This is a genomic window from Mesorhizobium abyssinicae, assembly GCF_049887195.1.
GTDB lineage: Bacteria > Pseudomonadota > Alphaproteobacteria > Rhizobiales > Rhizobiaceae > Mesorhizobium > Mesorhizobium abyssinicae.
The window spans coordinates 40,988-53,917 of the sequence record NZ_JARAKC010000027.1 but is presented as its reverse complement, the minus strand read 5'-3'; the positions used below and the strand labels follow the sequence as shown (position 1 = coordinate 53,917).

The 12,930-nt window shown below is 56.9% G+C and carries 12 protein-coding genes and 2 pseudogenes; 12 read left to right on the top strand and 2 right to left on the bottom strand.

From position 1 onward, the window contains the following. Positions 1–445: 445 nt before the first annotated feature. The 11 genes and pseudogenes from PU724_RS30220 to PU724_RS30170 form a co-directional block, all read left to right on the top strand. Positions 446–687: pseudogene (locus PU724_RS30220) on the top strand (transposase); the annotation flags it as partial. 1,357 nt (positions 688–2,044) lie between these two features. Beyond that, positions 2,045–3,169, top strand: a complete 1,125-nt coding sequence (locus PU724_RS30215; protein ID WP_354425025.1) for a serine hydrolase domain-containing protein — start codon at positions 2,045–2,047, stop codon at positions 3,167–3,169. A 279-nt stretch (positions 3,170–3,448) separates the two neighbouring features. Beyond that, the gene (locus tag PU724_RS30210) at positions 3,449–3,760 is read left to right on the top strand and encodes a hypothetical protein (RefSeq protein WP_354425027.1); all 312 of its coding nucleotides are present in this window, start codon (positions 3,449–3,451) and stop codon (positions 3,758–3,760) included. 514 nt (positions 3,761–4,274) lie between these two features. Further along, a complete protein-coding gene (locus PU724_RS30205) occupies positions 4,275–4,409 on the top strand; it encodes a hypothetical protein (protein WP_426213734.1) in 135 nt (44 codons plus the stop codon). Between the two features lie 114 nt (positions 4,410–4,523). Beyond that, entirely contained in the window at positions 4,524–4,844 is a 321-nt protein-coding gene (locus PU724_RS30200) for a LysR family transcriptional regulator (protein ID WP_354425122.1), read from the top strand. Continuing rightward, positions 4,780–4,995 (top strand): annotated as a pseudogene (locus PU724_RS30195) (LysR substrate-binding domain-containing protein); the annotation flags it as partial. The gene PU724_RS30200 and the pseudogene PU724_RS30195, both read left to right, overlap by 65 nt. Positions 4,996–5,033: 38 nt before the next feature. Further along, positions 5,034–5,390, top strand: coding sequence for a LysR substrate-binding domain-containing protein (locus PU724_RS30190; RefSeq protein WP_354425029.1), 357 nt, complete (start codon positions 5,034–5,036; stop codon positions 5,388–5,390). A 370-nt stretch (positions 5,391–5,760) separates the two neighbouring features. Further along, positions 5,761–6,345, top strand: coding sequence for an SET domain-containing protein-lysine N-methyltransferase (locus PU724_RS30185; RefSeq protein WP_354425031.1), 585 nt, complete (start codon positions 5,761–5,763; stop codon positions 6,343–6,345). Between the two features lie 993 nt (positions 6,346–7,338). Beyond that, complete coding sequence (locus PU724_RS30180) at positions 7,339–7,488, top strand: hypothetical protein (protein WP_426213733.1); 150 nt, start codon at positions 7,339–7,341, stop codon at positions 7,486–7,488. Between the two features lie 98 nt (positions 7,489–7,586). Beyond that, entirely contained in the window at positions 7,587–8,642 is a 1,056-nt protein-coding gene (locus PU724_RS30175) for a hypothetical protein (RefSeq protein ID WP_354425033.1), read from the top strand. A 63-nt stretch (positions 8,643–8,705) separates the two neighbouring features. Further along, positions 8,706–9,074 (top strand): hypothetical protein, encoded by a 369-nt coding sequence (locus PU724_RS30170; RefSeq protein ID WP_354425035.1) that lies wholly within the window; start codon positions 8,706–8,708, stop codon positions 9,072–9,074. On the opposite strand, the gene PU724_RS30165 is transcribed toward PU724_RS30170, so the two are convergent. Further along, complete coding sequence (locus tag PU724_RS30165; RefSeq protein ID WP_354425037.1) at positions 9,025–9,372, bottom strand: hypothetical protein; 348 nt, start codon at positions 9,370–9,372, stop codon at positions 9,025–9,027. The genes PU724_RS30170 and PU724_RS30165 overlap by 50 nt on opposite strands. Before the next feature lie 378 nt (positions 9,373–9,750). Here PU724_RS30165 and PU724_RS30160 point away from each other — a divergent pair, with 378 nt between their 5' ends. Then, entirely contained in the window at positions 9,751–11,277 is a 1,527-nt protein-coding gene (locus PU724_RS30160; RefSeq protein WP_354425039.1) for a Fic family protein, read from the top strand. Between the two features lie 279 nt (positions 11,278–11,556). Here the strand turns inward: PU724_RS30160 and PU724_RS30155 are convergent, their stop codons facing one another. Then, entirely contained in the window at positions 11,557–12,636 is a 1,080-nt protein-coding gene (locus tag PU724_RS30155) for an IS5 family transposase (protein ID WP_354425041.1), read from the bottom strand. Between the last annotated feature and the right edge of the window lie 294 nt (positions 12,637–12,930).

Here is a 12,930-nt window from a genome sequence, read left to right as displayed (position 1 = left end):
CGGATTTGAAGAGGATCTGGTGTTATGTGCCATTGGGAGAGCCGGCGAAGCAGATATTCATGTGGTCGAGTCATAAATTCTCCTGAATGTTTGCTTTACGAGAACCCTTATGGCAGCCCTATCTGACAGCCTGAAAGCGGTCTGCGGGATGGCGATCCTGTCTGATCGCAGCGAGATCCAACGGAGCTGGGGCGCCCCATGGGATGCGCAGCCTGTATTGCGTTCGGACGAATGTCATGTGAGCTCCTAGGCTAAAGACTGCGCGACGGGCCATGTCGGAACACGGCATCACGGCTATGAATATGCAATTGGCATGCCACCAAAAGGGTTGTGAGCAGCGGCCCCAAATCGGAGGGTTGCCCCTGGCCGGCTTGATCCTAACCTCCAGGAGGTCTGGATCTGAACACAGATTGTCGTCAATCGGACGCGGACAAAATGCTGTGGCCACACCACCGCCAATCTCAGGATGCCCAATAACATGACGGCGATCTTCCTGCCCTCGCGCACCCCCGGAACTGAACCCGGTCGAAAACGTCGGCAATATCTGCGGCAGAATTGGCTCTCAAACCGCGTCTTCGACGACTACGACGCCATCATCGACGCCGCTTGCAAGGCTTGGAAGAACTCCTCGCTGCGCCCGAAACCATCACATCAATCGGAATGCGGCAATGGGCGCACGCCGGTCAAACTCCATGGTTATTACACTTGAAACCCTTTTCGGTCTTGCTGTGGTGCGCTAAGCCGCGATATCGGTCACCTGCGGCTCGGTCCGCTCGTCCCACCCTCGGGCAGCACACCCTCGGGAAGAGCTGCGCCGGGCCGCCCCTGTGTTTCATGGCCTCGCCGGCGGCTCGCTCCAGACGCGAGGTGCTCGGCCTGCAGTTCTGCGTCACGCGATCCCAAGCAGAGTCAGCAATTGGCGCGGTTCAAGGGCACAACGAAAAGCTGCCCACACGAAGCAGTCACGCCATTGCACCTCGTCGACGCCAGAGACCGAAACGCACATGTTCTCGGGAAAAATAGTCGTCGCGATCAGTAACTCAGTGCAGATGGAGATTATGCCATCGCCCCCCGGAAAGCCGCACATACCGAAGGTTAGGAAGTTCCGTGACTTGCCTGGATGCGAAGTCTCCCTCGGAAATCAACGGAGTTGCGAGCGACGAAGGTTCACTCCCGTTGATGACGAGGGAAATGAGCTTTCCAGCCCCTTTGCGCCGGCACATTTCGAGCGCCTCTCTCCAAACTTCTGGACGCAATCCGAGAACGACAGCGCCGTTTGTCGGCAACGGCACGACACTTCGCAACGCGTTGAAATTGAACGCGCACCAAGTTGGCATGGCTGTTGCTTCGGCCTTACAGACTTCGCAAAATGGCGATATCTATTTTTGCATACAACTCATGCGCGTCAAATCCAATCACAACTCATAAAGGAGAAAGACCCATGATCCGCACGCTCGCAATGGCCGTCTTTCTTCTTACAACCTGCGTCTCGTCTTTCACGACTACTCCAAGCGAATTCCGAGATGAAGCAAGGATTTCGCCTTCGCACGACTGGAAACCTCCCGCAGGGTCCGGGATAATCTTTAAAAGTAAATCCTCACCGAGCTTGAACATAGATGATCAGTTTGTGTGCTTCTACCCCTTTTATTGCGTTAGGTTGCCCTAAATGACCTGTATCTGGTGATCGGATGTAGGCCGAGTTGCGAGCGCGCGGCTGGCTCCACCTTGGCACTGCTTTTCGAGCAGTAGTTGCTATCCATAGTAGTGGATTGAATCTAACACTTGGTGCCCACGTTTGACGGCGGCATGATTTTGTCCGGTCGGCGGTCCAGGTGAAGCGTTGGGTTGTCGGATTATGCTCGGCGAGGAAGCGGTTGATGGCCGCCTACAGGTCGACGACCTGATGAAAGCCGCCTCGCCCTGCTCATGCTTGGACGGCGCTTTTTGCCAGATCCACTCATTCCGCACGGTTTCGACGCCGCGACGTTCTGTGCGCTGGAAACATTTAAGATGTTGTCAAAGAAATCAAAGGAAGGTGCCGTCTATGATACTCAGCACAATAGTTAATCCCGACCTTGTCGCCGGGTCCGACCAAACGCCCCGCTGGAACGTGCCAGAGTACCGTCGCCGCGGTTTCCATAATCTGCACACTATAGCCCGTTACACCATCTCACTGCGTGCCCCGCGGGTGTTGCCGCTGAGAAAGCAAATCAACTGGAAGATTGGTGACCGGCCGAACGTGGCACGCTTCCTCGCCGTGCCGCATTTCTCAGCCTTCGTCGTTGTGCGCGACGACCGCATCCTGTATGAGGCCTATGCGCGGGACTTCGGCCCTGATCAGCCGCATCCCCTCATGTCGATCACCAAGACGATGCTCAATCTGATGCTAGGTCGCTTGGTGGCCGACGGCTTGGTCAGCCTCGATGATCGAGTCACAACCTATCTGCCTGAGATCGGCTCGGGATATGCGAAGGCGACTGTCGGAGCGCTTGCTGACATGAACGTCGCCAATGACTACGATGAGTACGGTGCCCCTTTCTCAACGTGGAACTATGCCGTCTCGGGGTTCGTTCTTCCGCCGGAGGGTGGCAAGGAAGAGACGTTCCGCTCTTGGGTCAGCGGCATCACCGGGCACGACCTAATAAATCGCACCGGGTACGAGCTTTACAAGTCGGCCAACAGTGAGGTTCTCGGATGGATCATCGAGCGTGTCAGCGGTCGCTCACTGCGTGATTGGTTGATCGAGATCGTGGAAGCGGCCGGACTCGAGGGACGTTTGCATATCGTTTGTGATCGCGAGGGCGTTCCGGAGATGTCCGGGGGCGCCTGCCTCTCTGCGTGCGACTTGGCGCGTTACGGGCTGCTATTCGCTCGCATGGGCGCGGGTCTCGACGGTCGTAACTTGGGGGACGCTGATTTCATCGAAGACGTCCGGAGGAATCCGGGACCTTCCAAGAGGCCGCCTTTAGAGTGGCTTCGCTACAGCCGCCACCTATTTACCGATGGTGTCTGGCTCGGGCACGGCGGCTCCGGCGGCCAGTTCCTGCTTGCGAACCCTGAAACGGGCACTGTCGTCGTCTACTTCAGCGTGCTTGAGAGCGAGAGCGGCCATGACTCCGACTTCACCGTGCTCTTGGTCAGGATGATGGCGGAGGTCGCCGCAGAATAAGGAGACGTTGCGGTCCGAACCGCTTCGGCTAAGGCACGCCAGGTTTCGTGCGTCCGCCCGGGGCATAAGTCGGCATAGTCAACCGATGGTACCCATTGGGAATGCCAGGGACGACTCACTGCGGTATGTCGTTCCGCAACGTGCAATAAATCGAGGCGCAGGGCCCTGTTCCAGGGGTGGGGAGACAGCAACAATGAAGATCGCACTGGTCTGGCATTCCGGCGATGGGCAGTTGCCCTTCTCACTCGTTTCACTTATTTCAGATGATTGAGGATTGCCATGGAAACTGCACATCTGAATTTCGAAAGCTTCGACGGTCGGCTTCGCCGCGCTGCGGAAGACGCGTTGGGTTCGTTGCGGGAACTGGGAAAGGCGAAGAAGCGCGTTCCGGTAACCCTCGACCCACAGATCGCTTCGGTGCTCGCCAGATTTTTGAATACAGCTCTGGAGCGGAGCGGCGTTGCTTACGGACCGCTTGGAACGGAACTGTCACCTAGCCAGGCGGGCAAGATTCTGGGTCTATCGTCGGATGAAAGATGGGCAGCTGCCATTCCACTATGTCGGCACTCACAGGCGCTGCACCCTCGCTAATGTCCTTAGCCTGAAGACCAAGGAGGACGAGCAGAATCGCCTTATGACCGAGATTTATCAGGACTTCGAGGGGATCGGAGGCATTGGATCGGAGCCAGCGATCTGACGACAGGCCGACCGTTCTGGCGGATACCAATCTCCTCTTTTCGCAACATCAGCGAAACATCCCGACGACGCCGGCCCTCGAAGGGCTTTTTCGCTTGCATCGGTCAGCCAAGGTCGAGAACGACCGCGATGCGGCAACGCACTCAGAATTGTGCTGTAGAGCCCTCACCGCGTACTCGGTAGCAGGCCGTGGGTCTCTTAAGAGCATTGTCGTGGCTTTTGGCCGCGGTTGCCCTACATTAAACGCGAGACGCGTTCTCAGGAGCTTGCGCCATCACGTTCGATATCTTCTTCTGGTATGTTTTCCCGCTGATCGTGGCCGTCGGCGCCTTCAGTTGGATCGCCTAAGACCGCCACATCAAAAGTCGCTCGCTGACATCAAGGCGTTTCTTGCCAAGAACAACGGCAATTGCGCCATCGCCTGCGACGCCAATGGACCGGCGGTGATATCGTGAAGGTCAGCGATGCTGCCTTCCGCGGATTGCTTACGGTGCGCTGGTTCGGCTTCCCACTGATGGTCTATGTCGCGGCTTTCTTCCTCTGATGCACCGAGCTGCTTTTCCTCTTATGCAATAGATTGCATTCCGTGATAATACGCTCGATCTGAGATGCATTGTTTTGCATTTTGCAAGAGTGACCGGTGGACATAATCACGGCAATGCGCATCGCCATCGAAGTCGCGCGCCTCGGCAGTTTTACCGCAGCAAGCAGGGGGTTGAGGCTTTCTGCGCCGTCAGTGAGCCGGATTATGGCTGAGCTGGAGGCCGATTTAGGGGTGCGCCTCTTCAACCGCACGACCCGTCAACTCAATCTGACGGAGGCTTGTCTGGAGTTTGTGCAAAAAAGTTCCGGCATACTTGAGGAGCTAGACAACATGCGAAGCGTGGTTCCGCGAGCGCCACGACACCCCGCGAGGGCAACTGCGTGTGTCGTGCGTTACGGCTTTTGGCAACGAATGCCTAGCGCCAGCGCTGCCTGAGTTTTTGCAAAGAATCCCCCAAGTAGGCATCTCCCTTGCGCTTGGCAACCGTTTTGTTGATCTTATTGAAGAGCATTGCGATGTAGCAATTCGAGTCGGCCCATTAAGCAATTCGTCTATGATTGCGCAGAAGATTTCTTCGCAAAGATAGAATTTGTCGCGTCTCACGGGTTTTGCAGAAGGTTTGTTATGCCGAACTCATTCGACGAAATCAGACGCTACCCATCGGTCACGCAAATAAGCGGAGAATGGGGCGGAATACACCAGTTTAGACATTTAGGAAAAATTGTCGATTTTGAAGTAGGGCAACACTTTACAATGAACTCCGCCCGCGCCGTGAAGAATGCGTGCCTGACAGGCTACGGTTATTCCTTGCTAGCGGATCTTATGGTTGCAAAGGACCTTGCAGAAAACCGCCTGGTGCAGCTCCCGCCAAACTACGAACCCGTGGACCAGCCAATTTACGCCTTTTATCCTCAACGGCGGCACACGCCGCAGAAGGTTCGAGTTTTCATTGACTACTTGACTGAGATTTTCGGGCGTTGATCACCAGACAGCGGTCAGCATCTTTCTTTCTCCGGCTGTCGGGGGCGGCGTCACACCAGCCGCACCTCCTGAAGAACGCGTCAGCGGCGTGCGAACTGCAGCATTGAATTCGTTTGGTCGAACGCGCTTTTCGCTCTTCGGCCATTCTAAGTGCACAGACAGCTCGATCGACGTTTTCCGACATTATTGTCGCGTTTTCAACCCTACTGCCGAGCCCTTTGCCAGCCTACGTCGGGCAAAAAAGGGCGAAGCCGATGCAAAGGGGCCTTTTTTCCAAGGCGAAGCATAGACTGGCACGGAACTTGAGATGCTGTTTACGCTAACTGATCGTTTCACTAGAGCAGACCAGCGCCTAATTTGAAGTGCCGTGATGAAGAATCGTAACGTACCAAATCCGCGTCGGACGAAATGCACCTCTATTTTAGCAGACGACATCGGCTGCGCGAGGCGGATCAATGTTCGGAACGTGACCGTCCGCGACACAGGCGACGAGAGGGGGCGCGGCGTCTTCGCTGCCCGTCGCTTCTTGCCTGGAGAGATTGTTATGATTGGGCTAATCCATCGCTGGGAAAAAGAACGGGCGATATACTCAATTCAGATGGACTGGAACGTTCACGCGATATTTGACGAGCCGGCGAAATACTCGAATCACTCTTGTGATCCCAATCTCGCCATTGTGCCTAATCGCTTCGGCGCCTATGATTTCATCGCAATTCGAGAAATCTCACCTCAGGTCGAGGTCACCTGGGACTACGCCACCACGGAGACCGAGTGCATCGGGGTATCAAACTGCCTTTGTTCGGCAGCAAGTTGCCGAAAACTGATCGGAGCCTTCCCTGCGTTGCCTCCCGATCATCCGCTGCTGATGTCGGGGTTCTATGCACCTTATCTCCAACGAAATCCCCGGCATTTCCCTAGAGGGATAGGGATGTTGGCCAAGATTGTAGGTTCGTAGATCTTTAGGCATCTCTGAGCGAGCACGCTCAACGGTGACACAGCAGCCCCAATCCGAGTTGCTCGTGAGATTGCCTCCAGGCCACTGGAAGTCATTATGGCCGCGCCGTTTATGGATACGTTGGACCTGGCGTCCTACAGAATTGATCCTTCTGCCGGCGTGTTCCTTCGGAAGTCGCTGCGTCTTGTTCAACGCACTTTTCTTGACGAGTTCGTCAAACTCGTCGCCAACGCGTGGGGTCACTTTCATCGAAAGACGTTTTGACGGGGTATCGTGCCAGCTTCTCCACTTCGCTCGATGAACCTCCGCGTTTCTGCGAAGCCGCTCCACCAGGGAATCGTCGTTGACAGACCTGCACGAAGTACGCAACTCAGGCATCATCTGCGGCTCTTCGGGTTCAACGATTTCGGAGCCAATATCCATCACGATGGACTTGACCAATGTCGCAGGATGGCTGCGGCCCTTGCTGCCTAGTGGCAAGCCGTTAACCACCTGATTTCGCTCCGATCAACTCCGCTAACTGCGGAACGGTGCGGTGCCACACGATGGGCCTTCAGGCAGGAAGCTAATCATAGACGCTTAATCGCTACCGGGCTGCGCTACTGCCCGACAGGAAAAGCGCCGTAGCGAACACGTACGACAACTTCGGACAATGAACCTCGGACCTCCCATGGCGCGAACTGAACGTAATCGTATTGCGATCGAAATAGTTCGGATCCGAGCAAATTTGAATCTCGCCGTTTACCCTTTCGAAGGATCCGCACCCTATATGCCGCCTTCCCTGGCGCAAGCTGGGCAATTGAGGACAAACTGATGCTTGCAACACGCATATCGATAGCGACGCGGGACGGCCGCGAAGCACGGGGCTGAGGCCTCCGGTATGTTGTGCCGGAGAACCCTCGCTCCGGCTTCCTGATCCTCCCAGGAACTGTCAACCGCCACGGCGCCCGCCAGTGGAACGCTGTCGGCGCGCGCACAAAAGGAGGGCTCACCATGCGCAAGAAAATTGCAACCAACCGATTCGTTCCGCGCGCTCCGCTGCGGGAGGAACTCCGGCCGGACTGGCAGTCCTCGGCAGCAGTGCTTCGCCCCAAGGAGCGTGACGGCGCTGCCGCCAGAAGGAGCTTGCAAATAGCGAGCTGACGGCTGCTGCGCGGGAGTGGACTCCTCCGGAGCCCACCCGCGCGTCGCGGAAGCTGTCGCGTCCCGCTGCTAAGAAGGGGGAAACTGTGGAGGGCGGGATGCCCTTGCGCTCCACGGCATCCTACCGGGGAACCGTGGTCGACCATGCCCGGAATCGGGAGTTCGTCTACGAGAGCAAGGAGGAGCGCGGCTTCATCTACCTCTCGCTGGCCAGTAGCCTGGTCGATGATTACCTCGATCAGCCGCCTCCGGTCGAATACTTGGATGAAAATGGGAGGCTCGCCATGCACACCTTTGACGCTTTCGTGGACCTCGTCGACGGCACCCGCGCAGCCGTTGACGTGAAGCCGAAAAGCAACGTCGTCAAATCGGGAATCCTTCAAGTCCAGCGGCTCATCCAGCAACAGCACGGGAAGACGGTTGCAGACGTCTATCTGGTCTGGACCGAGGATCACATTCACCCGGATGACGTGGCGGACGCGAAGCTCCTGCTTCGCGCTCGTCGGCTCCTCTGCGAGAAGGCCGATGCGGTGGTCGCCGGACTTGCCGACAGCTTGCACGGCTGGTGTCGCCTTCGCGACCTCGTGGCTGTGCGTAGCATCATCATCGATCATGCTCTCGATACGCTCGCACTCGGTCCAGGCAATGTCTTGTTCGGGCGCGATGTCGGTACCCGTCGACTCCATTCTGTCCACACGGCTGCACAGGAGTTCTCGGTTCATCCCAAACGGCTGCGCAAGGCGTTGGAGAGGACGGGGCTTGCTAGTCAGGGCCCGGTCCGGCTCAGGGGTCACCGCGTGGTTGTTGACCCTGCACAGGTGGCCACCCTCGCGATGCAATTGAAGGCGACGATGAACATGACAGCCGCGCAAGCCTACGCTGTGAAGGCACTCGTCGATAAGGGGCTCATCACGACCGTCACGGTGAAGAACCCCGTCACCGGATGGATGCAGCCGATTGTCCGGAAAGACGAGCTCGAACGGTACCAGAGGGAATACGTGTCACTGCACGCGTTGGCGCGGGAACGGGGCGAGCATTTCGCGCGGGTGAAGAAGGCCCTCGTAGCAGCAGGAGTCGCTCCAGTCGGCGATCCTGAGGAACTGAAGCAGACGCTCTATCGGAGGTCCGATCTTCCCTATGGATCAACCCGATAAGGACCGATGCGTAGCTGAGAAAGGCAAGGAATCAGTTATAGGCCCAGACGAAAGGGGTGAGCCATGGAAGCCGACGACTCCCAGCAGAAACTGCCCGTACCGCTCGACCGAAACGGACTTCTTTCGCCCGGATTCTCGGGAATGCTGCATCCCGATCAGATGTGGCTCAGGCAAAACCGCTTCAACCGCACCAAGTACAGCGCTCTTGCGCACGGTTACTCCCTCTTGGAAATGGAGGATGAATTCGGCGACGTCTGGTACCTTGTCTTCGACGATTCGGCAATCCTATCCCGGGAGTTTTCGATTCACCCGAAGATGCCGCTGACAAGGCGGAAGAGCACTGGAAACAACGCAATCCTGGTCGGCCTGGATTCGAGCCCCGCTAGACGAAACCGTTGGCTGCCTCGAAAGCCCGCCGATCATCTGCATTGAGCTTGATCAGCCCAATCCTGACGCACTTGACGTTGTCCGGATGGTCCCATTTCATCAGCGAGCGACGGCCATATTTTGCCTCGTGCTCTAATGCCTTGGCCGCCCTTTCGGTCAGTTCGCGGTAAGCCGTCCTTATTTCCTCGAGCGGCGATACAGACAGCCTTGAACCAAGGCGGCCCATGAAACTTGCGAGCACGTCGTAAGAGCCGCGTCCTTCAGCACGCAGCATCGCGCCCAGCGCGACTCCATCATCGTTTTCCGGGGTTTTGCCCAACACGGTATCGGCCGCCGCATCCATCCGCACTCTCCATTCAATTGGACCCCCTTCACGATGCCTGATGGCGCTGCCGGCGCAAGCAGAAGCGGAACAACTCGACACGGCTTTCCGAGCAGCCTTCATGCGAGCAAGTGATGAGAAGCGATGCGTGAGCGCGAATTAGTGACGCGTCACGCCTCCCCCTGACGGCACCTATGGCCCCTATCCGGGCTCGCCTGACTTCGCAGGCTTCTTATGTCGGAAAAGTTTTCGAATCTACGCCATTAACTCTCGATTATTTTCATTTCGGCTTCTTCCCGCCCCCTTTCAATACGTTAAGTGCGAAAAGTTTTCGACGACAGGCGGTTAAGTCGGAATTGTTTTCAAAATGCCGCTGTCTCAAACCTTAATGGGGCAGGAATGAGCGACTTCCCTGAGTTTGTGCTGTCGACAAAGGAGAATTCCTTAAAAGTCTCGCGTGCTGCAGAGGCGGGGAAGCTACGCGAGATCGGAAGCCGCCTCTACACGACCCACATGTTCGAAGACCGGACGGCTCTCGTCCGGCGTAATATCTGGAAGATCGTCCCTCTCTATTTCCCAGATGCAATTGTAGCAGATCGAACCGCCCTAGAACAGAAGCCTGCCAGCGACGGCTCTGTGTTCCTGATCGCCAAAACCAAGCGTGATGTCGAATTGCCGGGGTGCGTTATCCGGTCACGCAAGGGGCACGACAGAATAGAGGGCGACTACCCGATGCGCGTCAATCTGTATTGCACGTCACTAGCCCGCACGTTTGTGGAAAACATGGTACCGTCTCGCTCAAGAAGCGGGATCGCAAGAACAGCATCGCGTAGCGAGATCGAAACCCACCTTCTCACACATTATCGCACTGGTGGCGAGACGGGCATCAATATCTTACGCGATCAGATCAAGAAGGTCGGGAGCGAACTCGGATTGATCGATGAAGCCAGGCAGCTGGGTTCTATGATCGGCGCCCTGATCGGTACGCAAGAAGCCAAACTGTCGGCGCCAGCCGTGCCTGCTCATGTCTCCGGCGAACCCTACGATCCACAACGCATCGATCTGTTCAATAAGGTTTACGACCTTCTCAGAGGCAGGGCGCCCCAAGCTCCACTGCTGTCCACTCTCAGCCATGAAGGCAAGATCAATCAGGCCTTTTTCGAGGCATACTTCTCCAACTTCATCGAAGGCACAGAATTCGAACTAAATGAGGCCGAAGATATCGTCTTCAATGGAGCTATCCCTAACGAGCGGCCTGCCGATGCTCATGATATTGTGGGCACGTTCGAAGCTATCTCAGATTCGAATGACAATGGCCGCGTTCCAAACAATTTTGATGACTTCATCGAACTTCTGAAGGAGCGCAACAAGCGGATCATGAATGCGAGGCCGGAGAAATCACCAGGCCAATTCAAGACAAAAGAAAACAGATTTGGGATGGTGACCTTTGTGAAGCCAGAGGATGTCATCGGCACGCTGAAGGAGGGCTTCAAAATCCATCAACGTCTCGATAGCCCGATGGACCGGGCGATCTTCATGATGTTCTTGGTCGCCGAGGTCCATCCATTCCACGATGGAAATGGCAGAACCGCCCGGATCATGATGAATGCAGAGCTGACGACATCAAAGGAAACACGGATTATCATCCCGACTGTCTACCGTTCGAACTACCTCGAAGGGCTTCGGATGACAACCAATGCAGGTGATCCCAGCGCTCTCATCAGAACGCTTGAATTCGCACAGCGTTACGTTCACGCGATCAATTGGTCCACTCTCCAGAAGGCAACCTCCTTTCTCACAAAAACAAATGCTTTTGTTCGCCCAGAAGTCGGCGACCGAGAAGCGATCAGGCTTCGTTTACCGCGTCCAGAAGATGACGACGGTGATGGTAGCGGCGGCTCCGTGTCAGGCGGACCTAAACTCTGACTGTTCTCCTGTCATCCTGCGGCGGTGACGGCGTGATTTGTCACTGCTCGTCTCGCAGCCCGCGAAATCGGACGGCACCATCCAAATCAGCGGACAACGTACAGAGCGGAAACTTGATCAGCATTTGGACAGATCGATTTACCGCGGCTTTTGAACGGCAAGGTGCGCAAAACGCGCGCTGTTGGCCGAATCTAACTCTAAACAAGGTTTTCGCCCCTTGCCTGGGTGGATGGCCGATTGACTTCGTCGTTGCGTCAGCGGTTTTCGCCGCCTTCGCCGTCATGCGAGCGCAGTTCGCCCCTGGTGCCATACGAAGCGGGTGAGATTGTAGGCGAGGTTGGCCATGCCGATCTTGATCCTGGCCCGCGCGATGCCGATCGTGCGCACGAACAGGCCCATCCTGGATTTCTGCTGCGCGAAGACGTGTTCGACGAATGCGCGGGTTTTCGATCTCCGCCCATTGGCCCGCGACGTCGCCTCGCTCATGGGCCGACCTTTCGGTTTCTTCTGGTGGATGTCAGAGACGTAGCCGTTCTTCTCCAGCCACTCCTCGTTCTTTTTCGAGCGATAGGCCGTGTCGGCCCAGACAGTCGAACCGGTGTTGGCGCGGTTGAGGACATTGCGAAGCTGCGCGCCATCATAGGCCGCCGCGCTCGTGACGTTCCAGCCGCGGATGAAGCCATGCCGACAATCGATCGCAGCGTGGTTCTTGTAGCCGAAGGCGGGAATGGCGATGTCGCGCTGCTGCGCCTTTCCGTCCCCGGCCATCTTGGCCTTCGAGAACTTCACCGTCCAACGCGCGTCACGGTCCTTCTGGCGCAGCTTGGCGGGCTTGTTCTTCCACTGGTGCGGAACCTTGCCCGCCTTGATGTCAGTCTTCTCGGCGTCGGTGTTGCGCTGCTTGGGCGCCGCCACGATGGTGGCATCAACAATCTGCCCGCCCATCGCCAGGTAGCCGGCCTCGCCGAGGTGCTTGTCGAAACGGGCGAACAGCTTGTCCACCGCGCCGGCCTGTGTGAGATGCTCCCGGAACAGCCAGATCGTCTTGGCGTCCGGCACCCTGTCGCCGAGCCCCAGCCCGAGGAAGCGCATGAAGGATAGCCGGTCCTGGATCTGGAACTCGGCCTGCTCGTCAGACAGGCCGTAGAGCGCCTGCAAAACCATGATCTTGAACATCATCACCGGATCGTAAGGTGGTCGGCCACCCTTCGTACCATCGGAGCGCTTCAGCGCCTTGCCGAGCGGCTTGCGGAAAACCTCCCACGGCACTACCGCGTTCAGCTTCCCCAACGGATCGCCGGCCTCACTCAGCCGCAAATAGCGCTCGTCAATGTCCCAGAAACCAGCCTGTCCCCGCATCCACTGCCTCCACGCAAATCAACGCGCCGAGTGAATCAAAATCCGGTTCCAAAGGCGAGGTATTTCGAACTGTCCATTTGCGATGGTGAATTCGCGCGTCCGAAACTCCTGACATTTGAATACCCACGAAGCGCCCCAACGAGTCGAAGGCCACGGTGTCAAACGCTATCCCGAACTGCCCCCTTTGGTGAACCCGAAGGTGGGGGCAGTTCTTCATGACGGCTTTCGAGCGTCCCGATCTTGGTGTGTTGCCGCTTAACCGATCGGGCAAATTCGATCGGCTCGCGACAAGAC